Source organism: Parabacteroides faecalis, from assembly GCF_022809355.1.
Taxonomy (GTDB): domain Bacteria; phylum Bacteroidota; class Bacteroidia; order Bacteroidales; family Tannerellaceae; genus Parabacteroides; species Parabacteroides faecalis.
Genome location: NZ_JAKZMM010000002.1, coordinates 114,284 through 138,758, shown reverse-complemented (window position 1 = coordinate 138,758; position 24,475 = coordinate 114,284). Strand labels below are relative to the sequence as shown.

Here is a 24,475-nt window from a genome sequence, read left to right as displayed (position 1 = left end):
GTAAATAGGAAAACTTACAACGTAAGTTCTGATAGATACGTTGTAAGTTTTGAGAGATGTAACGTATCTTTGAGCATTACTCAACTAAAAACGGATAAACTTATAAACACAAGGGAGAATGATGAAGTATTTGTATATTTGGTTGGCAGGCCTGTTTTTGTTGGCCTGTACGGTACAAGAAACAGAAAAGCCGCGTGACATAAGGCTTTGGTATGATGCTCCGGCAGCTAATTGGAATGAAGCCTTGCCATTGGGCAATGGCCGATTGGGAGCCATGGTGTTCGGTGATCCTCAGAAAGAACATTTACAGTTGAATGAAAATACGCTTTATAGTGGCGAACCTTCTACGACCTTTACCGATGTTCGTATCACTCCTGAGATGAAAGAGCGTGTGATCCGTCTGATGAAAAACGGAGCGTATAAACAAGCCTCTGATTTGGTCTGCAAACATTGGTTGGGACGTTTACATCAGTATTATCAGCCTTTGGGCGACTTGTATTTGACGGATCATCGGGAAGGTGAAGTTACCCATTATCAACGGGAACTTGTCTTATCGGATGCGATTAACCGGACAACTTATCAAGTGGGTGATGTCCGATATGAACGCGAAGTATTTGCTTCTCATCCGGATGATCTGATTATTATTCATGTCAAGAGCGATAAGGCGGATGGAATTGATGTCTCTTTGAACTTGTCGTCTGTCCATCCAACAGCAAAAGGATCGGAAGAAGAAGGAAAACTGGTGTTGAAAGGCCAAGCTCCGGGTTATGTAGAGCGAAGAACGTTCGAGCAGATGGAAAGCTGGGGAGACCAGTATAAACATCCGGAATTATATGATTCGGACGGGAAGCGGAAGTTTAACAAGCGGGTATTGTATGGAGATGAGATAGATGGGAAAGGTATGTTCTTTGAGGCACAAGTAAAGCCCATTTGTCCGGATGGAAAAATAGAAATCACGGATCAGGAAATCCGGGTAAGCCAGACGCAGGAAGTTTATTTCTTACTGAGTATGGCAACGAGCTTTAATGGATTTGACAAGAGCCCGAGTCGGGAAGGAGTTGATCCGGCTCAGAAAGCGGCTGAAAAGATTGACCGGGCGTTGGCTTTTGATTATGAGACGCTGAAAAGAAGGCATACAGCCGATTTTCGTTCTTTATTCGATCGGGTAAGTTTGGAATTGGTGTCTTCACCGGAGCAGAAGGCTTTGCCAACAGATCAGCGTATCGATCGGTTTGCCGATCAGAGTGATCCGGATTTGGCGGCAACCCTGTTTCAGTATGGCCGTTACCTGATGATCTCCGGTTCACGACCGGGCGGACAACCGTTGAATCTTCAGGGAATGTGGAATAAAGATACTATTCCTGCCTGGAATTGCGGGTATACGATCAATATTAATACCGAAATGAATTATTGGCCGGCTGAACTGACCAATCTTTCGGAGTGCCATGAACCTTTGTTCCGGATGATATCAGAGATGGCGGTTTCTGGCAAACGGACAGCTTCAGAAATGTATGGTATGCGAGGTTGGGTAGGACATCATAATACTTCTATTTGGAGAGAGACAATGCCGAATGATAATGTTCCGACTGCTTCGTTCTGGCCGATGGTACAAGGATGGCTGACGAGTCATTTATGGGAACACTATCAGTTCACGCAAGATGAACAGTTCTTGCGCGATACGGCCTATCCGCTGATGAAAGGTGCTGCCGAATTCTTTGCTGATTGGTTAGTGGAAGATGAAAACGGACATTGGGTAACGCCTGCCGGTATTTCTCCGGAAAATTGGTTTGTCTCGCCGAAAGGAGAACAAACGGGTATCAGTATGGGACCGACAATGGATATGGCAATTATCCGGGAAAACTTTACCCGTACGTTGGCCGTGGCTCAGCAATTAGGCGTAGATCCGGATTTGCAGAAAGAACTGCAGCATAAACTGGAACGGTTACTTCCTTACCAGATCGGAGCGCAAGGTCAGTTACAGGAATGGATGTTTGATTTCCAGGAGACAGATCCTAAACACCGGCATTTGTCTCATTTGTATGGATTCCATCCGGGAGATCAGATCACGACAGATACACCAGAACTGTTTAAGGCGGTGAAAAAGACATTAGAAATACGTGGTGATGAAGCGACTGGTTGGTCGATGGGTTGGAAGATTAATATGTGGGCTCGTATGTTGGACGGCAATCATGCCTATCGGATTATATCCAACTTATTTAATCCTGTAGGATTTGGTTCCGGAAGAAAAGGTGGCGGACTTTATAAAAGCATGTTGGATGCGTGTCCTCCTTTCCAGATAGATGGTAACTTTGGTTATACGGCAGGAATCGCGGAAATGTTATTGCAAAGCCATGCGGGATATTTGCATTTATTGCCTGCTTTACCCGATGTATGGCCCGAGGGAACGGTGAGTGGTTTGAAGGCTCGGGGTAACTTCGAGGTGGATATGACATGGAAAGAAGGTAGTCTGCAAAAGGCTGCCATACGTTCTTTAGCTGGAAAAATGTGTAAGATCCGTACGGCTTCTCCCATTACGATCGTAAAAGGAAATACCGAGATTGCCCGAAGTGGAGAACGTCAGCACAATCAGATCTATTCTTATTATGAAGTGGAATTTCCTACAGCGGCAAATGAAACGTATCAAGTATGCATCGTAAAATAGATAAACTTATGAATAAACGCTTATTATTAGGTTCGCTGGCTGCATTGGGCGCTTTGTCTTCAGTGACAGCGGCGGAAAAGAAGCCGAATATTATTTTTATTTTGGCCGATGATTTGGGAATAGGTGATGTTTCTACGTATAATCCCGGAGGCAAGATCCGGACAAGTCATTTGGACCAGATGGCTTCTGAAGGAGTTTGTTTTACAGATGCTCATTCGAGCTCTTCTGTCAGTACGCCTACTCGCTATGGTATTCTGACCGGACGTTATAACTGGCGTTCGACGTTGAAAGAAGGAGTTCTGTTCGGGTATGACAAGCCTTTTATCAAGCCGGATCGTTCGACCATAGCGACTGTGCTGAAAAGAGGTGGTTATACAACTGCCTGCATCGGCAAATGGCATTTGGGTTGGAACTGGCATAATATGGAAGCCGGCAAAGACCAGATTGATTTTTCCAAGCCGATTACCGGTGGACCGACCGAAAGAGGCTTTGATTATTTCTATGGTATTATTGGTTCGTTGGATATGGATCCATACGTGTATGTGGAAAATAATCAACCTACGGCCTTGCCGGATCGGGTGACGGAAGATAAGGGTTTACGTTTCTGGCGAAAAGGACCGACGGCTTCCGATTTCGATCATGAAGATTGCTTGCCGAATTTTGTCCGAAGGGCAGAAACTTATATCCAAGAACATGCCCAAGGAGAACAGCCGTTTTTCTTGTATTTGCCATTGCCGGCACCTCATACACCTATTTTGCCTGTGAAAGAATTCCAGGGGAAATCGGGCATTGGTGCGTATGGCGATTTTGTTTTGATGGTTGATCACTTGGTCGGAAGGATCTTACAGACGGTGAAAGATGCCGGGATTGATGAGAATACTTTAATCGTGTTTACGTCAGACAACGGATGTAGTCCGGCTGCCGGTATTAAGTCTATGCAACAGCAAGGGCATTTGCCAAGTTATGTATATCGGGGACATAAAGCCGATTTGTTTGATGGCGGACATCGCATTCCATGTCTGGTTCGTTGGCCTGGGAATATTGTACCACATCGCGAGAATCAGACCATTTGTTTAACCGACTTCTTTGCAACGTTTGCCGATCTGACACAAACGGCGATTCGCGATTCGGAAGGTGAAGACAGTTTCTCTTTAATGCCTGTTCTGGTAAATACCGACTATACGGAACCTATCCGGGAAGCCACTGTGCATCATTCCATCAATGGTGAATTCAGTATCCGAAAAGGAGATTGGAAATTACTGTTGTCTGCCAGTTCGGGTGGATGGAGTGAACCGACTCCAGGCAATCGGGAAGCCTTGTCGAAGTTGCCTCGTGTGCAATTGTATAATATGGCAACGGATCCGGTGGAACAGAAGAATGTACAGGCCGAATATCCGGATAAGGTAAAAGAATTGAAAGACTTACTTTTGAAGTATATCCGGGAAGGGCGTAGTACGCCGGGAAAACCACAACCCAATGATAATGGAAATGAGTGGAAACAAGTGCAAGATCTACTGAATTAAGGTGATAAATTGAACCTAAACATACGAAGTGAACGAAACTCGTTATCTTTTATATTTTTGACAGCTGTCGTAAAGCTTTATCATATATGTCAAAAAGCTTTATCACATATATGGAAAAGCTTTACGACTATTGTCAAAAAATTAAGATGTAACGAGCGAAATAGCGAAAATAGATGGCTATCAGTTGTACATCACACGTTTATTTGCTATTGGGTAGGACGAGTCCAAACAGAAAATAGTCAGATAACCGAATCTTTTTCGGAACATGTATTTGGCTGGTTGTTGGAAAAGTGATAAATTGCGGCAACTTTCTGTCGGGATGTTGACAGAGAGAATTAGAAAAACACATTCTAATTACTATTAACGGAAACACTTATATGGAAAACGGAAAAAAGAAAGGAATGACTCGCCGGGAGTTTCTCGGCTTTTCAGCATTAGGTTTGGCGGGATTGACCATCTTGCCGAGTTGGAGTATGAATGGAGTCCGCATCGCTCCGAGTGATCGGGTGGTATTGGGTTTCATTGGTTTAGGACAGCAAGGTTTAAGTGACTTTGGCGGATTTGCCCAATGTCCGGGAGTACAGGTTGCCGCCGGCTGTGATGTCGATTCCATTAAACGGGAACGTTTTGTTCGTCGTATCACCAAATGGCAGGCTGATAACGGAATGCCGCAACGGTGTGATCAGTATGAATTCTATGAAGAAATGCTCGAACGCAAGGATATTGATGCCATCGAGATTGCTACACCCGATCATTGGCATGCTTTGTGTACCATTCATAGTTGCCAGTCGGGAAAAGACGTGTATTGCCAGAAACCTTTGGCTTATACGATTACAGAAGGACTGGCGATGGTGAAGGCCGTTCGTGAGAATAAACGGGTTCTTCAGGTAGGTAGCCAGCAGCGTTCGGATAAGGAATTCCAGCAAGCCATAGCTTTGGTACAGCAAGGTGCGATTGGTCATATTGAAAAGATTTATGCCCGGGTAGGCGAACCTCCCAAACCTTTTGATTTGCCGGAACAGCCGGTTCCCAATAACTTAAACTTCAATCAATGGATGGGACCGTTGAATGATCCGAAGATTCATTATCATCCGGATTTGTGTCCTCCTGTCTCTTTGGATCCGGAAAAGAACGAACAGTTGTGGGGCGCTTGGCGTTGGTATCGCGAGACCGGAAACGGTTATACATCCGACTGGGGAGCTCACATGTTTGATATTGCCCAGGCTGCCATTGGTATGGATGGTTCGGGACCGGTCGAATTTATCCCGAAAGGATACAATGGAACGAAATACGCAACCATGAAGTATGCCAACGGTATTGTGATGACCGAACAGCCGTATCGGGAAGACAATCCGAATGCACAGGGTATTCAGTTCATCGGTGATAAAGGTTGGATTAAGGTAGCACGTGGTTATATTGAATGTTCGGATCCGTCCTTATTGGAGAAGAAGGAAACGAAGATCGAAAAAGGTCAGTATGAAACCAGCGCGCCGCACATGCAGAACTTTATTGATTGTGTCCGTTCGCGTGAGAATCCGATTGCCCCGGTTGAAGTGGGTTGCAGTACCAATACACTCTGTTGCCTGACGAATATAGCCCTCGAATTAGGTCGTCCGGTGAAATGGAATCCGGCTACATTGAGTTTTGTCAATGACAAGGAAGCTGCCGCACATCGTTTGTATTGGTATCAGTACCGGAATCCGTATTCTTTACCGGATTGGTATTAATATACTGATAACAGACAAGCTGGCAAGGTTTGAAAGAGCAATCGTATCAAGTCTTGTCGGCTTGTTTTTCATCCTTTGCTGCCTTGAAGATATTTAATTGAACAGATCAGAAACCCTATCATGAAAACAAAAAAGGACTGTCGGCTTATTTTGGATATGCACAAATTGGATATCCATGTGTTTGAAGAGTTTGGGCGATACAATTATAGTAACGCACAATCCGTACTTCCTTTGCATGTCCATGATGATGCCATTGAAATCTGTTATTTGGCGAGGGGAAATCAGACTTATCTGGTTGGAGATGACGTTTATCAGGTAAGAGGCGGCGAATGTTTTATTACTTATCCCAATGAAATTCATGGAACCGGAAACTTACCGGAAGAAAAAGGCGTTTTATATTGGTTTTCCTTGAAGGAATTGCCGTAGGTATTGTGTCGGTGGCATTACCTATTTATGTTTCGGAAATTATGCCGCCTGAGAAGCGAGGACGTTCTACTATCAATTTCCAATTGGGGGTTGTAGTTGGTATTTTACTGGCTTTCTTTGTGGATTATATCTTACTTGATACTGGAGAGTATAATTGGAGATATATGTTTTTATCGATGTCGCTTCCAGCTCTTTGTTTTGGAGGAGTGTTGTTGAAGGTCTCTCGTAGTCCACGCTGGCTGGTTTCGCAAAGGGGAATAGAAGAGGCAAGTAAAGTTCTCAGAGAACAGCAACCGAATCAGGATATCAACCGTTTGTTACAAGAGATTGAACAGTCTTTGTTTTCCGTATCCGAGCGATTGCCTTGGCAGGCTTTATTCCGAAAACCTTATCTGAAGTTTATTGTGATTGGTTTGGCAGTCGGGGTTTTCAGTCAGTTGTCGGGTATTGCCATCGTGATGTATTACGCCACGGATATTTTCCGTTCAGCCGGGTTTGATACTGATGCGGCTATCGGACAAACGGTCATTATCGGATTGACCAATTTGGTGTTTACATTGCTGGCCAAATCGTTGATAGATCGTTTAGGGCGCCGGCGTTTGCTTCTCACCGGAACCATGGGAATGTTTGTGTCATTAAGTCTGTTGACGGCTTCTTATTTTGTTGCCGGTTTCCCATCTTGGGTATTGTTATTGTCACTGATTTGTTTTGTGGCTTGCTTTGCTTCTTCCATGGGAGCTGTTTCCTGGGTGTTACTGAGCGAGATTTTTCCCAATACGATCCGTTCCCAAGGTATGTCGTTAGGTTCTTTGTCTAATTGGATGGTGAATGGAACAATTTCATTCCTATTTCCGATAGTAGCCGGAGCTTTTGATCAGGGACAGAAATATTGTTTCCTGTTTTTTGCCCTTTCGATCTTTATTTCTTACTTCTTCTTCCGGCGATATCTTTTTGAAACGAAAAACAAAACATTGGAAGAAATAGAAAAAGAGAATATGTAGAGACAAACAAACTTAAAAACTAATAAACTCAAAAACTTAAAATATATGACAGGATATGAAAGAATTCAAGCCGCTTTGAGTGGAAAGCGTGCGGACAAAACACCCATCATGTTGCATAACTTTATGATGGCAGCCCGAGAAGCCGGATATACGATGGAACAATATCGGAATGATCCGAAAATAATAGCCGATACTTTTATTCGTGCAGTAGAGAAGTACCAGTATGATGGTATCACCGTGGATATTGATACCGTGACATTGACTGGAGCTTGTGGTGTACCTGTTGACTTCCCCAATGACGAACCGGCACGTTCGCATGAAGGTCTGTTAGATAGTTTGATGGATGTGGAACAATTAAAACCACTCCGGATACAAACATATAAATATGTGGATATCTGGTGTGAGGCAGTATATCTGTTAAAGCAACATTTCCAACAAGAGATCTTTATCCGAGGAAACTGTGACCAGGCTCCGTTTTCGTTGGCAACCATGTTGAGAGGAACAGAAAACCTGATGTTGGATTTATGTCTGGAACCACAGGAACGTGTTTTTGCTTTACTGGATTATTGTCTGGAAGCGACGACTCAGTTTGTTTCTCTCATGAAAGGAGCTGGAGCCGATATGATTTCTAACGGAGATAGTCCGGCTGGTCCTTCCATGATGTCTCCTGAGATGTATCAGACATTTGCTTTACCTTATGAGAAGAAAGTATGCGACTGGTCTCATCAACAGGGATTACCTTATCTGTTGCATATTTGTGGAAATACAGATATTATATTGGATGATATGATTTCGGTAGGAGCAGATGTATTGGAACTGGATTACCTGACCAATACGCTGGTGGCAGAGAATAAGATGCGTGATCGGGTAGCCTTTGCCGGGAATATAGATCCGTCGGGCGTTCTGGCTTTGGGAACACCTGCTTTAGTGGCAGAGAAAACGGAAGAATTACTTCGTATTTTCCAAGACAATCCACGGTTTATCTTGAATGCAGGTTGTGCCATTCCACCAACGACACCCGCTGAAAATTTGGAAACGATGATACGGGTTGCGAGGGATTTTGAGTATCCATTAAAATAATTCTGCTTATGAGAAATATCAAGTTGATTTGCTATATAAGTGTTCTGTTATGCTTATGTATGCCATTTGTATTACGAGCTGAAGAATTGTCTGTTATTCCTTATCCTTCGGTATTGGAACAAGGAGAAGGAAACTGCAGTATATCAGCAGATACAAAATTAGTTCTTGATCATCAGCTGAAAGATCAGGAAGCTTTTTATTCTGAATATCTGGCATCTGTTTTAGGTTTTCCGCTTCGTCAGGAAGGAAAAGTAGACTCAAAGGTACAGTTGAGTCTTCAACCGAAAGCTAATATTCCGCAGGAAGGATATCGGATGTTGGTAACAGAATCAGGGGTTGATATTAGGGCATCAGATGCTGGAGGCTTGTTTTATGGGCTTCAGACTTTTACTCAGTTATTACGAAAGGATGCCTCAAAGGTGACGGTTCCCGTTGTCCGGATTGAAGATCATCCTCGTTTCCTTTGGCGCGGATGTATGCTGGATGTTAGCCGGACATTCATGAGTAAGAATCTGCTAATGCGTTATATCGACTTGATGGCTGCTTACAAGTTGAATACTCTGCATTTGCATTTGACCGATGATCAAGGCTGGCGTTTGGAAATCAAACGTTATCCGAAATTGACTTCTATCGGTTCTAAGTTTGATGCCGGATTTAATGAAATGGGTGGATATTATACACAGGAGGAGATGAAAGAAATTGTCCGGTATGCAGCTCTTCGGAATGTAACAATTGTCCCCGAGTTTGAGTTGCCGGGACATGAGCTGGCAGCTATTGCTTCTTATCCGGAATTATCCTGTCGGAATGTACAACCAAAGATTCATCCTTTTTTCATGGGACCAAATATACATGAGGAGATATTTTGTGCCGGAAAGCCAGAAGTGTATGAGTTTATTTTCCAGGTTTTGGATGAGATGATGGATATTTTCCCTTCCAAGTATATTCATATAGGTGGAGATGAAGCACCGAAGAAAGAATGGAAAGCTTGTCCGCTTTGTCAACAAGTCATTCGGGAGAATCATTTGGCTGATGAAGAGGAGTTACAAAGTTTCTTTGTGACTAAAATTGGTAATTATTTACGATCAAAAGGCCGGATATTAGTTGGTTGGGATGAAATAACCGATGGTGGAAAGTTGACAGGTGATGAGGTCGTTATGTTCTGGCGTGGTTGGAAGGCTAAAGAGATGAATGAAATTGCCCGCAAAGGTTTCCGGATGATTGCAAGTCCGACGACATGCTGTTATTTTGACTATGACTATCGGACAATTGATACGAAAAAGGTATATCATTTTGAACCGATACCGGAAGGTTTGGAAGAAGCTGCCGGAAAAAATTATATGGGCGTACAGGCAAATTTCTGGTCGCATATTGACCGAAGTGAGAGTAGGATTGACAAACAGTTATTCCCTCGCTTGTTTGCATTGGCTGAAATTGCTTGGAGTCAAACAAAAGACTGGAAGCGGTTTAAAAAGGCTGCTGTGGTTCATAGTGAGCGATTACGGGCAAAGGCGGTGAATTGCTATTATGATAAGTCTATTTATAATCCGGAAATTGAATAATATATTTTCAGTCAAAAAGAAATTGCCTCGTTTCTATTCAATCAGGAATCAAAAAGAATGGAACGAGGCAATTTTATAATCATTTAATTGGCTTTAAATCTTCGGCAATTCCCACGGAGCGCGATACTGTTTGCATAAGTAAGCGTCGGCTTCACTGTCGTGGAAACTCTTTCCGTCCCAGCTTAACTTCTTACCTGTCCGATAGGCAATGTTACCTAATTGAGAGAATTTGGCGATGTGTGCTCCAATCTCGATACTGGCATTGCAGTTGCGGTTCCGGCTTTTGATACATTCCAAGTGATTCTTGACATGTAGGTTCAGACCTCCTTCGCCATACGCTTTCTTCAGTGGAACAGCTTCCATACGGGCTTGTCCGTTTACTTTTTCCGGAATGACTTCCCAGCCGCCACGGTCAACTACCAATGTTCCGTTTTCTCCTACGAAACCCAATCCGTGATTACGTCCATAAGCTCCGTCGTCTATACCTATAGCATGGTCCCACATCACTGTAAATCCGTCGAAGGTATAAATCGTCTGTAATAAATCGGGCGTTTCGCAGGCATCATCCGGATAACCGAATTTACCGCCTGATGCCATAATAGACTTCGGTGCTGTTACATTCATCCCGAATAAGGCATAGTCAAGCAAGTGAACACCCCAGTCGGTCATCAATCCGCCGGCATAATCCCAAAACCAACGGAAAGTAAAGTGGAAACGGTTCCGGTTAAACGGACGTTTGGGAGCCGGGCCTAACCACATATCATAATCCACTCCGGCAGGAACGGGTTCATCCGGTTTGACTGGAATAGAAGGACACCAGCCTTGATAAGAGAAAACACGTACGGTACGGATCTTTCCTAATTTACCACTGTGTACGAAAGCCATCGCATCTTGCCAGTGTGGATCGCTGCGCTGCCACTGACCAACTTGTACGACACGATTATACTTTTCGGCTGCCCGCACCATAATGTTACATTCTTCGATGCTGTTGCCCAGGGGCTTTTCACAGTACACATCTTTTCCTGCCTGGCAGGCATAGACGGCTTGCAAGCAGTGCCAGTGATCGGGTGTTCCTACGATTACGACATCTACATCTTTGTTGTCAATCACTTTTCGCCAATCCTTGTACAGATGTTTTACTTTCTTTCCTGTTATTTTTTCTGTCTCAGCAGCCCGGTTGTTCAATACATTCTCATCTATGTCGCATAAGGCTATACATTCTACTTCCGGATTCCGAAGAAATGCTTTTAAGTCTTCAAATCCCATACCGTTGCAGCCGATTAAAGCTACCTGGATTTTGTCGTTTGCTGAAATGGAGTTGGATGCTTGAATTAAAAAAGGACTGAACGTCAGTCCGGCTCCTAACAGAGAAGCCTGTTTGAGGAAATCTCTACGAGTTGTCATGGTTTATATCCGTTTTGTAAGTTAACATTCGTTTGTGACAAATATAGTGAGAATATTTAGATGTGAAAAAGGAAGTATATGTGTCTTTCAACATGCACTCGTGTTTTTGTTTTCGCATGAAACTGAAAGAAAAATATTACTTTTGTGTGAACTACTGAAAGAAGTAGTTCGTGTAAAATGAAACAGCAATAAAAACACAAAAGAATATGGGTAATATAAAGGTAGGAGACAAGGTTCGTTTCCTGAATACGACAGGCGGAGGCGTTGTCAGAGGTTTTCAAGGGAAAGATCAGGTATTGGTAGAAGATGAAGATGGCTTTGAAGTGCCGGCTTTGATTCGGGAATGTGTTGTGGTTGGCGAAGGACCGCAAGTACATAGTTCCAACAAACCGAAGAGCAATGCCGCAGAGATGGAAAAACAGATTACTAGTACACGTCAGCAGCCGGATGAACCGGAAGAGGAAATTGAAGAAACGCCGGAAGGTGAACGGTTGAATATTTATCTGGCTTATTTGCCGACTGACCCGAAAGCGATTCAGCAGTGCGGATATGAGGCATATTTTGTGAACGACAGTAATTATTACTTGTTCTTTAACTATATGAGCCGGGAAAACAACAGTTGGATCAGTCGTTACAATGGTACAATCGAGCCGAATACGAAGATATTTCTGGAGGAGTTTGAAAAGAAAGACTTAAATGCCTTGGAACGGATCTGCGTTCAGTTGATTGCCTTCAAGAAAGATAAGTTGTATTCGTTGAAGAATGCCATTTCTGTAGAACTCCGTTTAGATACCGTGAAGTTCTATAAGTTGCATTGCTTTATGGAAAACGATTTCTTCGATGAGGATGCGATTATCTGTCCGATTGTCCGTAACGACTTACCGGAACGGGAAATGTTGGTTTCTGCATCGGAATTACAGGAAGCCATGCAGCAGAAAGCACGAAATGATAACCAACCCAAGCATCCCAAGCAGTCTATTATCAAGAAAAAGGAAGCCAACTCTTCGATTCTGGAAGTGGATTTGCACATCGCTGAACTACTGGATGATGTACGGGGGTTATCGAATAGTGATATGTTGAACTACCAGTTGGATAAGTTCCGGGAAGTGATGGATCAGTATGCTTCTCAGAAAGGACAGAAGATTGTATTTATCCACGGCAAAGGTGACGGTGTGTTGCGTAAGGCAATTGAAAAGGAACTGAATACACGGTATAAACAACATTATTATCAGGATGCGTCTTTCCGTGAATATGGTTTTGGAGCAACGATGGTAACCATTAAATGAACAATTGAAAATTGACAATGGACAATTTTCAATTCTCAATTATTAATTTTCAATTTAATAAGTGTGCATACAGAAATAGAACGGAAGTTTTTGGTTACGGGCGATTTCTCGGCGGATGTATATGCCAGCAAGCGGATTGTTCAGGGCTACATCTGTTCGCAGCCGGGAAAGACGGTTCGTGTCCGGATTCAGGATCAGAACGGATTCCTGACGATCAAAGGTCCTTCTGACGAGAAAGGAATGAGCCGGTATGAGTTCGAACAGGCAATCCCGTTGGAAGATGCCGAACAATTGCTTCGTCTTTGTGAGCCGGGTGCGATTGATAAGGTACGCCATTTAGCCAAAGTCGGGAATCATGTATGGGAAATTGATGTTTTCCATGGAGCTAACGAAGGACTGGTAATGGCAGAGATTGAGTTGAAGGCAGAAGAGGAACCTTTTGTCATGCCTGCTTGGGCCGGAAAGGAAGTGACCGGCGACCGTCGGTATTACAATTCAATGCTGACCCAACATCCTTTTACGGAATGGAATCGATAGGTGGATGAGTTTTAGAGTGGATAAGTTTTGTCTTTTCCAAGGGAAAGAGTTACTAGAACAGACAGACTCAGAAGCCAATAAACGTAATAGCGGATTTTAATAACAAATAGAACAAATGCGTATGAAAAGATTATTCTTACTTGTAGCTACGGTCTTGTTGACATTGCCTCTGAAAGCCGATGAAGGCATGTGGATTCTTCCACTACTGAAGGAGCAGAAGTTCGACGAGATGAAAAGTTTGGGGCTCAAGTTGCAGGATTATGATATTTATAGTCCGGACAAAGCTTCCTTGAAAGATGCCGTAGTGATCTTCGGTGGCGGCTGTACTGGCGAAATCGTTTCGCCCGACGGCTTGTTGCTCACCAATCATCATTGCGGATATGGAGCAATCCAATCGCATAGTACGGTTGATCATGATTATCTGACGGATGGTTTTTGGGCAACTACACGCGATCAGGAATTACCTAATCCGGGACTGACGGTTACATTTATCGACAAGATTGATGATGTGACAGACTATGTGAAGGCCGAACTGGCTAAAGACAAGGATCCGAACAGTATGAACTATTTGTCGCCCAGTTTTCTGAATAAGTTGGCAGAAAAGAAGGTTGGCAAGAAGTTCTTGCAGAATAATCCGGGAACAGAGGTGGAAATCAAACCTTTCTTCGGAGGAAATCAGTATTATATGTTTACGAAGAAGATTTATTCGGATGTTCGTCTGGTAGGAACGCCGCCGTCTTCTATTGGTAAGTTTGGTGCGGATACCGACAACTGGATGTGGCCGCGTCATACAGGCGACTTTTCTGTCTTTCGTGTTTATGCGGATAAGAACGGAAATCCGGCTCCGTATTCTGAACACAATGTACCTTTACATCCGAAGCGTTGGATGAAGATCTCGATCAAGGGTTTCCAGGAAAACGATTTTGCCATGATTATGGGCTTTCCGGGACGAACCAATAAGTATTATACTTCTTGGGAAGTGGCTGAACGCCGTGACATCGACAATGCTGTCCGGATCAATATTCGTGAACTACGCCAGAAAGCCATGCTGGAAGAAATGCTGAAAGATCCGAAAGTTCGTATTCAGTATGCCAGCAAATATGCCAGCTCTGAGAATGCCTATAAGAATTCGATCGGAAGTAACTGGGCAATTAACAAGCGGAACTTCGAACAGGTGAAACGCGAAGAGCAGGAAGCCTTGTTGGCTTGGGGAAAGAAAGAATGTCAGCCGCAGTATGAAGAAGCGCTTCTTACATTGGAACAGATTGTGTATGACCGGAAAGACTTGCGTTTCCGCAAATGGATGCTGGATGAGGCAATTCTGAGAGGAATCGAATTTACTTCTGTTCCGACAGATGTGGATACGTTGGTCGCTGTATTGGCAAAGGATGATAAAGAAGGTATCAAGAAGCAATTGTTCTTGTTCTCGAACGCATTCCGTCGTTTCTTTGATAAAGACTATGCGCCTGATGTCGATCGGAAGATTGCCAAAGTGATGTTGAAGGAATACCGTCGTCTGGTGCCGACCAAAGTTGAACCGGCTTATTTCGCCAATATCGACAAGAAATATAAAGGAGATGTGGATAAGTTCGTCGACGAGCTGTTCGAGAAATCTATTTTCGGCAGTCAGGACAACTTTAACCGCTTCATCGCACATCCTACGGCGAAAGATTTGGAACAAGACCCGATGATTCAGTTTGCGCTGTCCGTAAAAGCTGAACAGAAAGAGTTGAACAACGCCTTGAAGCAGTTTGATGATGGATATAACCTGGCACATCGTACCTATGTGGAAGGTTTGTTGCGGATGAATAAAGGCGAAGCTCAATGGCCGGATGCCAATTTCACCTTGCGTCTGACTTACGGTCAGGTTAAAGGATATAGTCCGCGGGATTGTGATTATTATGGTTGCCAGACAACTCTTGACGGTGTGATGGAGAAAGAAGATTCAACCAACTGGGAATTTGTGGTTCCGCAACGGTTGAAAGACTTGTATGCCCAGAAAGACTTCGGGCCTTATGCAACTGCCAACGGAAAGATGCCGGTAGCACTTTGTGCAACGACGCATACGACAGGAGGTAATTCCGGAAGTCCGGTGATGAATGCTCAGGGTGAATTGATTGGTATTAACTTCGACCGCAATTGGGAAGGCGTTGGTGGAGATATTGAATATCTGCCCGATTACCAGCGAAGTATTATTGTCGATATTCGCTATGTATTGTTCCTGATCGACAAATATGCCGGAGCCGATTATCTGTTGAAAGAAATGGAAATCGTGAAATGAGGCAAAAAATAAACGGATAGTTCCTTCGGGAACTATCCGCTTTTATAAAGCTGTGTTCTTTTGATGTCGAGAATATGATTTAAGACATTACCTTATCGAGTTCAGAAGCCTTTACTCTGAAGATATGTCCGTTTCGGGAAAATACCAGTTCGCCATCTTCTTTCATTTTCTGACTTACTAAGCGTTGGAAAGCTACATTTGCACCTTTCACTATATTCTCCTCGAATTCTCTAAGTTCTTGCTCACTCATGACTTTCAAGTTTTTGATAAATAACCTGATTGAATATTTCTTTTTTCTCATTCTTGAAGCCTTTGGCAATTACTTCCATCGGCGACATAGAATTGTCTGTAATCATCCAGTAATCACAAATAGGAAGATATAATTCAAAAAGATTATGTATTCCGGCTTCGTATCTTCTACGAATGGTCATCTCCGGAATATTGTGACCACCAGCGGCCACCCTCATTTTGACACGTTCAATTGCTAATTCCGGTGTGTTTAACCAGAAATACAACAATGTCACGTAATATCCTTCCCTTTGGGCTTCTTTGATCAGATTCGCAACTGATCTCGTAGCCAGTGTCGTCTCCATTGCAAAAGTTTGACCTGCTGCAATGAGCTCTTTGATTCGTCTATACATAATACGACTTGCTTCCACGGCGACCGCAATGCTATCGGCATTAAAGGGAGATAGACCTTTTGCTATCTCATCGGAATTAACGAACTCCTTACATTTCAGCATTTCCGGTAAGATCGTGAAGGAGGCAGTTGTCTTGCCTGCTCCGTTACAACCCGCTATTATATATAAATAAGGCACTTCTATCTGTATTTTTACGGCACAAATATAGAGAATAGTTTTTTAATTATGCAAATGTTCTGACACATTTTTTGTGTTTGTGTGCAAAAAATGTACTCGTTAACATATACTTCGTACTTAAAATCGGGGATTTCGTCAAATTTTATACCCAAAGCAGGTCGCTCATGATCCCGTCGGAGACGAAGATTCCTTCTTTTGTCAATGTTAATTTTCCGTCCTTTTGCAACAATAAATTACGTTTCTCGTACGTTTGTGCTATATTTAGACAATATTTTAACTTCTTCTCGCCGAATTTCTCTGACAGTTCGTTCAGATCAATTCCCCACATCGTGCGCAGATGTGTCATGATATATTCATTATAACACGTATTTTCATCCAGTTGTTCATTTTCAAGGGCTGGTTTTCCTGTTTGAATGCCTTTGATCCATTCGGGAAGGGATGCTACATTCCATTCGCGTTCCGTTCCGTTGTATGAATGAGCCGACGGACCAAGACCGAGGTATTTCTTGCCTTTCCAATACGAACTGTTGTGGCGTGCATACCAACCCGGGCGTGCAAAGTTCGAAATCTCGTAATGCTGATATCCGGCCGCCGCCAGGTTTTCAATCAGAAGGGTGAAAAGCTCCAGGCTGGTTTCTTCGTCGACGGCAGTGATTTTCCCGGCTTCCAGCAAACGGTATAAGGCGGTTCCTTCTTCATAGATCAGGTGATAAGCCGAAATATGCGGTATGTCGAGCCGGAGAACCTCGTCAAGATTCTTCTGCCACTTCTCGGGCGTTTGTCCGGGAAGTCCGTAAATCAGATCTATACTTATATTATATAAGTTGTGTTCCTGGCAGAGACGTACGGCGCGCAAAGCTTCCTCGCGGTCGTGACGTCGGTTGAGAAACTTCAGGTCGGCTGCATCAAAACTTTGTACACCCATACTGATCCGGTTGACAGGCAACGAGCACAGTGCGGCCACATAGGCAGGAGTCATATCATCGGGATTGGCTTCGAGTGTGATTTCCATATCCTGATTCACCGGAAAATGCCGGTAAATGGCCTCAAAGATCCGATTGAGGTTTTCAACTGATAGTTGCGACGGCGTTCCTCCACCGAAATAAATCGTTTCCAGCGTTTCTCCTTCCAGATAGTTCTTGCGGAGTTCCATCTCCCGGATCAAAGCCGAAAGATAGGCTTCCTGATATCCCATGTCGGTATTGGAATAGAAATCACAATACAAACATCGTTTCTGACAAAAGGGAACATGTATATAAAGACCTGCCATATACGTGTATTTGACTCAGCATATCGAGTCTTTCTTTTACGTTGATAAATAAGAATCGAAGGCTTTTCATCAGCCATCAGTTTGTTTCTCCAGACAAAGATAAAGGGAATAGGTGAATAAGAGATCTTTTCCTCGTTAAAATTTTATCGTTTCACCCCTGTGGAATGATCGTTTCACCTGGGTGGAACGATCGTATCACAAAGGTGGAACGATCGTATCACCCGGGTGAAACGGTATGATAGAAATGAGAATCTGATAAAAAGATCGCCGGTTTAGGTAGTAAAGCCTGTTTGTCTTTCATCTGTTATGCATCTCTTTCCATCTTGTTTATGGTGTAAGATTTGGTGGATACCGGCATTTGGACTGAAAAAATTTGGTGGATACCGGCAAAATGGCGAAAAAAATTGGGTGGAAATTTAGGAATTTAAGAATCAAGTAGAATTTGTCTTGCTTTATCAAGGAAAAACGTATCTTTGCCAGCAATTGAGAATCTTAAATTTTAGACACGATGATTAAAAAATTTTGTGTGGCAGCCATGGCCTTGTGCATGATGCTGTCGTGTGCTCAGAAACAACAGCAAAAAGAGGAAGCCGCAGCTCCGGCAACAACTCTTTCCGGTTTGAATCCGGCCGATTTTACTTCTGAAGTAGACGGAAAACCAATTGCTTTGTATGTATTGAAGAATGCAAAAGGCGCAGAAGCCTGCATTACGAATTGGGGTGGCCGTTGGGTTTCGATGATGGTTCCTGATAAGAATGGGAAAATGACTGATGTCGTATTGGGTTACGATAAATTACAGGATTATATTTCGAGTACAGGAAACTTCGGAGCTTTAATCGGTCGTTATGGTAACCGTATTGCCAATGGTAAGTTTACATTAGATGGTGTTGAATATACGTTGCCGCAGAACGATAAGACCAATTGTCTGCATGGCGGACCGAATGGCTTCGATCGTCAGGTGTGGGATGCCAAGCAATTAAGCGATAACTCGCTGCAACTTACTTATGTCTCTAAAGACGGGGAAGCCGGTTTCCCGGGAAATCTGAATGTAAAGGTCGTTTATACCTTGACAGATGATAATGCGATGGATATTAAATATGAAGCAACAACCGATAAGAAAACAATTGTCAACTTGACTCATCACAGCTATTTCAACTTGTCGGGTGTTGCGGGTTCTACTATCATGGATCATCAGCTTGCTATCAATGCCGACAATTATACACCGGTTGATGAGCTGTTCATCCCGACAGGTATTGCACCGGTAGAAGGAACTCCGATGGATTTGCGTGAACCGATTACAATCGGCGACCGTATTGATGGCGACTTTGAGCAATTGGTAAAAGCCGGTGGTTACGATCATAACTGGGTATTGAATACGAAGGGTGATATCAATCAGGTAGCAGCAACGGTTGTTGCTCCGACCAGCGGTATCCAAATGCAGGTTTATACCAATGAACCGGGCTTGCAAATCTATTGCGGTAACATGATGGCCGAAAAAGAAAACGGAAAGCATGGCGTTGTTTATCCGCGTCGTGGTGCCATCTGCCTGGAATCACAACATTATCCGGATACTCCGAATCATCCGGATTTCCCGAGTGCCGTATTGGAGCCGGGACAAACTTACAAGAGCGAATGTATCTATAAGTTCAGTACAAAATAAGACACGGATTATTCCGTTTGGGGAAGGCGTTGCCAAAGGCGAAGAGGCTTGGCAACGCCTTTCTTTATTCGCTACATTCTGTCTTGTAAGATTAAATAAAATGATTAACTTTGCCTTTGACATCTAAAAAAATAACATGCGATGAAAACACAAATACCAGAACGGCTTTCTGCTTTGCGGGAAGCTATGAAACAACAGCATATATCAGCTTATATCATTCCGACAACCGATCCGCACATGAGTGAATATCCGGCAGCGTGCTGGAAGTATCGGGAATGGATTTCCGGTTTTACCGGATCGGCAGGAACCGTAGTTGTAACATTGGAAAAGGCAGGCTTGTGGACCGACTCGCGGTATTTCTTGCAAGCCGAAACGCAATTGGAAGGTAGTGGTATTGACCTGTATCGGATGAAGTTGCCTGATACGCCTTCAATCACAGACTTCCTGTTGGAAGAATTGCAGCAGGATGAAGTGGTAGGTTTGAATGGGGAAACGTATAGTGTGGCAGATGCCAAGGAACTGAAGTCTTCTTTGGAACGGAAAGGAATCGGGCTGAATACAGTTTGTGCCTTGTTGGATGATATCTGGAAAGATCGTCCGGCGCTTCCGGCAGCTCCGATCTTTGATTTGCCTATCGAACTGAGTGGTCGTTCGACCGAAGATAAACTGACGGATATTACTTTACGCCTGCATCAGGCAGGAGCCGACTGTACGGTGTTATCTGCCTTGGATGAAGTAGCCTGGACTTGTAATATCCGTGGTACCGATGTGGCTTACAATCCGGTTGGTGTTGCTTATCTGTTTGTTTCCAACGAAGAGAATGTGTTGTTCATTGATCCGAAGAAAGTACCGGCCGAAGTCGCTGAACGCTTGAAGAAAGAAGGCGTTGTCTTGGCTGATTATTCCCGTTTGGCTGTTTATCTGTCTCGTTTGCCTGAACATGTACGTATTTATTTGGATACAGCCCATACGAATATCGCCATTTGCAATGCGTTGCCGAAGTCAGCTCAGATTATAGAAGGTATTTCTCTGGCAAATACGTTGAAGAGTATCAAGAATGAAACAGAAAGAAAAGGTTATCGGAACGCCGTAGTGAAAGATGGTGTTGCGCTGACTAAATTTTATTATTGGCTGGAGAAGCAGCTGGAAGCAGGTGAGAAGGTAACCGAATTGAGTGCCAGTCATAAACTGACGGCTTTACGTGCTGAACAGCCTTTATATGTGATGGATAGTTTCGCCAGCATTTCCAGCTATGGTGCGCATGGGGCAGTGGTACATTATGCTCCGACTCCGGAAACGGATGTGGAACTGAAGCTAGAAAGTCTTTATCTATTGGATAGTGGAGCCCAATATCTGGATGGAACAACGGATATTACCCGTACCATTGCTTTGGGAGAACCAACCGAACAGATGAAGAAAGACTTTACTCGGGCTTTGAAAGGAACCATCAGTTTGGCTAAATGTAAATTCCCGGTCGGAACAAGAGGTAGTCAGTTGGATATTTTGGCCCGTAAAGCGCTTTGGGATGCCGGTATTAATTACTTGCACGGTACAGGGCATGGCATCGGGCATTGCCTGAATGTGCATGAAGGTCCGCAAAGTATCCGGATGGAAGAAAATCCGGTTGTATTGGAACCGGGTATGGTAATGAGTGACGAACCGGCTATGTATCGTGCCGGACAATATGGAATCCGTACGGAGAATATGATTGAGATATGCGAAGACAGTGAAACAGAGTTTGGCAAATTCCTGACAATGGAAACATTGACCTTGTGTTATATCGATACTCGCCTGATTGTCGTTCCGATGTTATCAGCCCGCGAACATGCCTGGTTGAATAAATATCATCAGACGGTATATGAGAAACTGAGTCCGTATCTGACAGATGAAGAACGTGCTTGGTTGAAGGAAAAGACAGAAGAAATTTAAGAAGAGTTAGCCGGAGAATATAAGGTTAACTTATAACTAACGAATTTATAAACTTAGTATATATGGCATTAATTAAGTCAGTAAGAGGTTTTACTCCGAAGATCGGAAAAGATACTTTTTTAGCCGATAATGCAACCATAATCGGTGATGTTGAGATAGGTGAAGGTTGCAGTATTTGGTTTGGTACAGTTGTACGCGGTGATGTCAATTCTATTCGTATTGGCAACGGTGTGAACATCCAGGACGGTTCTGTACTGCATACATTGTATGAGAAGTCGGTTATCGAAATCGGCGATGATGTTTCCATCGGTCATAACGTTACAATTCATGGAGCCAAGATTTGCCATGGAGCATTAGTTGGTATGGGAGCTGTCGTTATGGATCATGCAGTAATTGGAGAAGGAGCTATTGTTGCTGCCGGATCTGTTGTATTGAGCAATACGATTGTGGAACCAGGAAGTATTTATGCCGGTGTTCCGGCGAAGTTCGTCAAGAAAGTAGATCCGGAACAGTCGAAGGAAATTAACCAGAAGATTGCCAAGAACTATCACATGTATTCTTCCTGGTACACGGAAGAAGACAACAAAGAACATAAATAATATGAAGAAAGAACTGATGACTTTAGGTGCGCTTTCATGGGCGCTGCTGGCTTGTACGCCACAACCACAGACAGAAGAGAAGAACGTTGATTTTTCTCCGGTAACTCCGTTGAATCCGCCGACGTATGTTTGTTACAAAGCTCCGGGCGAAATCAAGATTGACGGAAAACTCACGGAATGGGATGCTGTTCCCTGGACTTCTGATTTTACGGATATTGAAGGAGACAAACGACCGGCTCCGTTGTATCAGACTCGTGCCAAGATGGCCTATGATGAAAAAGGTATGTATTTTGCGGCTTGGATGGATGAACCGCACGTTTGGGCTTATCAGACGGAGCATGATTGTGTGATATTCCTGGAAAACGATTTTGAGATATTCCTTGATCCGACAGGTGATACACATAATTATTTGGAATATGAAGTAAATGCTTTGGGAACAGACTGGGATTTGTATTTGAGTCAGCCTTACCGAAACCGTCCGGCAGTATTAAACGGCTGGGAATTTGCCGGTATGAAATCAGCTGTTTGGGTAGATGGTACAGTCAACAATCCGAATGATACTGATAAAGGTTGGGGCGTGGAAGTCTTCATTCCATGGGAAACTTTAAATCAGGTTATGAATGGTCATAAAGGTACACCGAATAATGGTGATCAGTTCCGGGTAAACTTCTCTCGGGTTGAATGGACAACCGAAGTGAAAGACGGTAAATACGTGAAGATTCCAATCAAGGGTGAAGATAAGATCCGTGAATACAACTGGGTTTGGGCACCGACAGGTGTGATCAATATCCATTTGCCGGAATATTGGGCCTACGTTCAGTTCTCAGATAAAGTAGCGGGTCAAGGTGAAGATTCTTTCCAGGCAAAACTGGAAGAAGCAACGAAATGGATGCTGCGTCAGTTGTATTATCGTCAGAAAGAATACCAGGCAGCAACCGGAGAATTTGCAGCTACAGCCACAGCTCTGAAAGCTTCGGATATTTGTTCTGCAGAACAGGTAGCTAAAATGACTGTAGAACGGACAGCTTCTTTATTCGAAATCTCTTTGCCGGCAGCAGATGGTTCTGTATGGCGGATTAACCAAGACGGATTTGTTTGGAAGTAAATACAGAAGAGGACTTACAGATAAACCGTTTTCTGTTTAATTAAAATGTATTTGGAGTTTTAATAGACAAGGTTTTTGGTGTAGCTTCACAGGAAGAAGTCACTGAAAACCTTGTCAACTATATATCTTGAATCTTTTTGGGAAAGACCACTTGGGTATGAACGGGATGTTCAGTTTTAGCCAGAGTTTTCAACTGTTTATCTCTGGTATTGTGGAAATGGAAATAAAAAGGATAGAAAAAGATGCATCGAACAAAAGATAATTTTAATTACCTGACAACAGCACCAGTACCCAAAGTGATCATGACACTGGCTGCACCAACGATTGTCAGTATGTTGGTTACGTCTTTCTACAATATAGCAGATACGTATTTTGTAGGGAAGATTAATACACAATCTACGGCAGCAGTCGGAATTGTGTTTTCAGTCATGTCGATCATACAGGCTGTCGGTTTTTTCTTTGGACATGGTTCCGGAAATTACATCTCTCGCAAGTTGGGAGCTAAAGAAGATGAAGCTGCCGGAAAGATGGCAGCAACCGGATTTTTCCTAGCATTGTCGTTGGGCTTGATTCTTATGCTTTCCGGATTGTTGTTGCTTCGCCCGCTTTCGTATGCCTTAGGTTCAACACCTACAATTTTACCTTATACCGAACGTTATTTGGGGATTATCCTGCTGGGAGCTCCGTTTATGATTGCTTCGTTGGTGTTGAATAATCAAATGCGCTTTCAGGGAAACGCTGATTATGCGATGGTGGGAATCGTTGCCGGTGCAGTTACCAATGTGATTCTGGATCCGATTCTGATATTTGTCTGTGACCTGGGTATTTCCGGCGCTGCTTGGGCTACGGTGATTAGTCAGGTCTTTAGTTTTTGTCTGCTTTTCTATATGGGAAGGCGGGAAGGGAATATTCGTATCCATTATCGGAACTTTACTTTCTCATGGAGTTTTGTGAAAGAGATCATTGGTGGTGGAACACCTTCGTTGGCTCGTCAGGGATTGGCTAGTGTTTCTACCATTTTCCTAAATGTTGCTGCGGGGAATTATGGAGATGCCGCTATTGCGGGGATGTCTATCGTGTCGCGGATTGGTATGTTTATCAACTCATTCCTGATAGGTTTTGGTCAAGGTTTCCAACCTTTGTGCGGATTTAATTATGGAGCCGGATTATATGCACGGGTACGAGAAGGCTTTTGGTTTAGTGTCAAGGTTGGTTTTGTATTCCTGTTATGTTGTTCGGTTGCCGGAATGGCTTATGCTGAAGAAATCGTCGCTTTGTTCCGAAAAGGAGATCCACTGGTGATCGAAACCGGTTCAGCTGCATTACGCTGGCAGCTGATTACTTATCCGTTAGGAGCATGGATCATCTTAAGTAATATGATGTTACAGACAATACGCAAGTCAATCCGGGCAACAGTTCTTTCTTCTGCCCGGCAAGGACTATTCTTTATTCCGTTGATTATGATCTTGCCTTATTATTTAGGATTGCAAGGAGTGGAAATGTGTCAGGCCGTGGCTGATATGCTCACATTTGTTTTAGCCATTCCATTAACGGGAAGTGTTTTGCTGGAAATGAAACGGAAAGAAACCGGGCGATAAATAAATGTTT

19 protein-coding genes are annotated in these 24,475 nt (G+C 43.5%); 15 read left to right on the top strand and 4 right to left on the bottom strand.

All coding sequences use genetic code 11. The annotated features are described in order from the left end of the window. Nucleotides 1-118 precede the first annotated feature (118 nt). The 7 genes from MUN53_RS01365 to MUN53_RS01335 all read left to right on the top strand — a co-directional run bounded on the left by MUN53_RS01365 (nt 119) and on the right by MUN53_RS01335 (nt 9,978). Nucleotides 119-2,662, top strand: a complete 2,544-nt coding sequence (locus MUN53_RS01365) for a glycoside hydrolase family 95 protein (protein WP_394803020.1) — start codon at nt 119-121, stop codon at nt 2,660-2,662. Between the two features lie 8 nt (nt 2,663-2,670). Further along, complete coding sequence (locus MUN53_RS01360; protein ID WP_243323118.1) at nt 2,671-4,185, top strand: sulfatase family protein; 1,515 nt, start codon at nt 2,671-2,673, stop codon at nt 4,183-4,185. A gap of 377 nt (nt 4,186-4,562) precedes the next feature. After that, nucleotides 4,563-5,912 carry a Gfo/Idh/MocA family protein gene (locus MUN53_RS01355; protein WP_243323117.1) on the top strand — a complete coding sequence of 450 codons (1,350 nt, stop codon included), beginning with the start codon at nt 4,563-4,565 and terminating at the stop codon, nt 5,910-5,912. A 120-nt stretch (nt 5,913-6,032) separates the two neighbouring features. Then, on the top strand, nt 6,033-6,338 hold the full coding sequence (locus MUN53_RS01350; protein ID WP_243323116.1) for an AraC family ligand binding domain-containing protein: 306 nt from the start codon (nt 6,033-6,035) through the stop codon (nt 6,336-6,338). After that, complete coding sequence (locus tag MUN53_RS01345; protein WP_243323115.1) at nt 6,311-7,339, top strand: sugar porter family MFS transporter; 1,029 nt, start codon at nt 6,311-6,313, stop codon at nt 7,337-7,339. Before MUN53_RS01350 ends, MUN53_RS01345 begins: the two co-directional genes overlap by 28 nt. A 45-nt stretch (nt 7,340-7,384) precedes the next feature. Next, nucleotides 7,385-8,419, top strand: a complete 1,035-nt coding sequence (locus tag MUN53_RS01340; protein ID WP_243323114.1) for a uroporphyrinogen decarboxylase family protein — start codon at nt 7,385-7,387, stop codon at nt 8,417-8,419. Between the two features lie 8 nt (nt 8,420-8,427). Then, nucleotides 8,428-9,978 carry a beta-N-acetylhexosaminidase gene (locus MUN53_RS01335; protein WP_243323113.1) on the top strand — a complete coding sequence of 517 codons (1,551 nt, stop codon included), beginning with the start codon at nt 8,428-8,430 and terminating at the stop codon, nt 9,976-9,978. Nucleotides 9,979-10,071: 93 nt separating this feature from the next. On the opposite strand, the gene MUN53_RS01330 is transcribed toward MUN53_RS01335, so the two are convergent. Continuing rightward, nucleotides 10,072-11,382, bottom strand: coding sequence for a Gfo/Idh/MocA family oxidoreductase (locus MUN53_RS01330; RefSeq protein WP_243323110.1), 1,311 nt, complete (start codon nt 11,380-11,382; stop codon nt 10,072-10,074). A 206-nt stretch (nt 11,383-11,588) separates the two neighbouring features. Here MUN53_RS01330 and MUN53_RS01325 point away from each other — a divergent pair, with 206 nt between their 5' ends. The 3 genes from MUN53_RS01325 (at nt 11,589) to MUN53_RS01315 (ending at nt 15,486) form a co-directional block, all read left to right on the top strand. After that, complete coding sequence (locus tag MUN53_RS01325; protein WP_022456865.1) at nt 11,589-12,668, top strand: DUF2027 domain-containing protein; 1,080 nt, start codon at nt 11,589-11,591, stop codon at nt 12,666-12,668. Nucleotides 12,669-12,731: 63 nt separating this feature from the next. After that, nucleotides 12,732-13,205: a CYTH domain-containing protein gene (locus MUN53_RS01320; RefSeq protein WP_243323108.1), complete on the top strand. Its 474-nt coding sequence runs from the start codon at nt 12,732-12,734 to the stop codon at nt 13,203-13,205. Between the two features lie 121 nt (nt 13,206-13,326). Next, the gene (locus MUN53_RS01315) at nt 13,327-15,486 is read left to right on the top strand and encodes a S46 family peptidase (RefSeq protein ID WP_243323107.1); all 2,160 of its coding nucleotides are present in this window, start codon (nt 13,327-13,329) and stop codon (nt 15,484-15,486) included. Nucleotides 15,487-15,565: 79 nt separating this feature from the next. On the opposite strand, the gene MUN53_RS01310 is transcribed toward MUN53_RS01315, so the two are convergent. From MUN53_RS01310 to hemW, 3 genes are all read right to left on the bottom strand, one after another. Beyond that, on the bottom strand, nt 15,566-15,736 hold the full coding sequence (locus MUN53_RS01310) for a hypothetical protein (protein ID WP_022456868.1): 171 nt from the start codon (nt 15,734-15,736) through the stop codon (nt 15,566-15,568). Next, on the bottom strand, nt 15,729-16,304 hold the full coding sequence (locus MUN53_RS01305) for a zeta toxin family protein (protein WP_022456869.1): 576 nt from the start codon (nt 16,302-16,304) through the stop codon (nt 15,729-15,731). Before MUN53_RS01305 ends, MUN53_RS01310 begins: the two co-directional genes overlap by 8 nt. A gap of 142 nt (nt 16,305-16,446) precedes the next feature. Beyond that, entirely contained in the window at nt 16,447-17,574 is a 1,128-nt protein-coding gene (hemW, locus tag MUN53_RS01300) for a radical SAM family heme chaperone HemW (RefSeq protein WP_243323105.1), read from the bottom strand. A gap of 511 nt (nt 17,575-18,085) precedes the next feature. Between hemW and MUN53_RS01295 the strand changes: the two genes are divergently transcribed. The 5 genes from MUN53_RS01295 (at nt 18,086) to MUN53_RS01275 (ending at nt 24,465) form a co-directional block, all read left to right on the top strand. Then, nucleotides 18,086-19,234 carry an aldose epimerase family protein gene (locus MUN53_RS01295; RefSeq protein ID WP_243323131.1) on the top strand — a complete coding sequence of 383 codons (1,149 nt, stop codon included), beginning with the start codon at nt 18,086-18,088 and terminating at the stop codon, nt 19,232-19,234. Nucleotides 19,235-19,375: 141 nt separating this feature from the next. Further along, the gene (locus tag MUN53_RS01290) at nt 19,376-21,163 is read left to right on the top strand and encodes an aminopeptidase P family protein (protein WP_243323104.1); all 1,788 of its coding nucleotides are present in this window, start codon (nt 19,376-19,378) and stop codon (nt 21,161-21,163) included. Between the two features lie 62 nt (nt 21,164-21,225). Beyond that, entirely contained in the window at nt 21,226-21,762 is a 537-nt protein-coding gene (locus MUN53_RS01285; protein WP_022455257.1) for a gamma carbonic anhydrase family protein, read from the top strand. Nucleotide 21,763: 1 nt separating this feature from the next. After that, complete coding sequence (locus MUN53_RS01280) at nt 21,764-22,867, top strand: carbohydrate-binding family 9-like protein (protein ID WP_243323102.1); 1,104 nt, start codon at nt 21,764-21,766, stop codon at nt 22,865-22,867. Between the two features lie 242 nt (nt 22,868-23,109). Beyond that, nucleotides 23,110-24,465: an MATE family efflux transporter gene (locus MUN53_RS01275; RefSeq protein ID WP_243323099.1), complete on the top strand. Its 1,356-nt coding sequence runs from the start codon at nt 23,110-23,112 to the stop codon at nt 24,463-24,465. The last annotated feature ends 10 nt before the right edge of the window (nt 24,466-24,475 follow it).

What these genes read in the sequence shown, in the direction of transcription:
- MUN53_RS01325 (WP_022456865.1), top strand. Translation starts at nt 11,589, where the DNA reads ATGGGTAATATAAAGGTAGGAGACAAGGTTCGTTTCCTGAATACGACA.
- MUN53_RS01335 (WP_243323113.1), top strand. Translation starts at nt 8,428, where the DNA reads ATGAGAAATATCAAGTTGATTTGCTATATAAGTGTTCTGTTATGCTTA.
- MUN53_RS01280 (WP_243323102.1), top strand. Translation starts at nt 21,764, where the DNA reads ATGAAGAAAGAACTGATGACTTTAGGTGCGCTTTCATGGGCGCTGCTG.
- MUN53_RS01360 (WP_243323118.1), top strand. Translation starts at nt 2,671, where the DNA reads ATGAATAAACGCTTATTATTAGGTTCGCTGGCTGCATTGGGCGCTTTG.
- MUN53_RS01365 (WP_394803020.1), top strand. Translation starts at nt 119, where the DNA reads ATGATGAAGTATTTGTATATTTGGTTGGCAGGCCTGTTTTTGTTGGCC.
- MUN53_RS01330 (WP_243323110.1), bottom strand. Translation starts at nt 11,382, where the DNA reads ATGACAACTCGTAGAGATTTCCTCAAACAGGCTTCTCTGTTAGGAGCC.
- MUN53_RS01350 (WP_243323116.1), top strand. Translation starts at nt 6,033, where the DNA reads ATGAAAACAAAAAAGGACTGTCGGCTTATTTTGGATATGCACAAATTG.
- MUN53_RS01340 (WP_243323114.1), top strand. Translation starts at nt 7,385, where the DNA reads ATGACAGGATATGAAAGAATTCAAGCCGCTTTGAGTGGAAAGCGTGCG.
- MUN53_RS01285 (WP_022455257.1), top strand. Translation starts at nt 21,226, where the DNA reads ATGGCATTAATTAAGTCAGTAAGAGGTTTTACTCCGAAGATCGGAAAA.
- MUN53_RS01315 (WP_243323107.1), top strand. Translation starts at nt 13,327, where the DNA reads ATGAAAAGATTATTCTTACTTGTAGCTACGGTCTTGTTGACATTGCCT.
- MUN53_RS01275 (WP_243323099.1), top strand. Translation starts at nt 23,110, where the DNA reads ATGCATCGAACAAAAGATAATTTTAATTACCTGACAACAGCACCAGTA.
- hemW (WP_243323105.1), bottom strand. Translation starts at nt 17,574, where the DNA reads ATGGCAGGTCTTTATATACATGTTCCCTTTTGTCAGAAACGATGTTTG.
- MUN53_RS01310 (WP_022456868.1), bottom strand. Translation starts at nt 15,736, where the DNA reads ATGAGTGAGCAAGAACTTAGAGAATTCGAGGAGAATATAGTGAAAGGT.
- MUN53_RS01290 (WP_243323104.1), top strand. Translation starts at nt 19,376, where the DNA reads ATGAAAACACAAATACCAGAACGGCTTTCTGCTTTGCGGGAAGCTATG.
- MUN53_RS01355 (WP_243323117.1), top strand. Translation starts at nt 4,563, where the DNA reads ATGGAAAACGGAAAAAAGAAAGGAATGACTCGCCGGGAGTTTCTCGGC.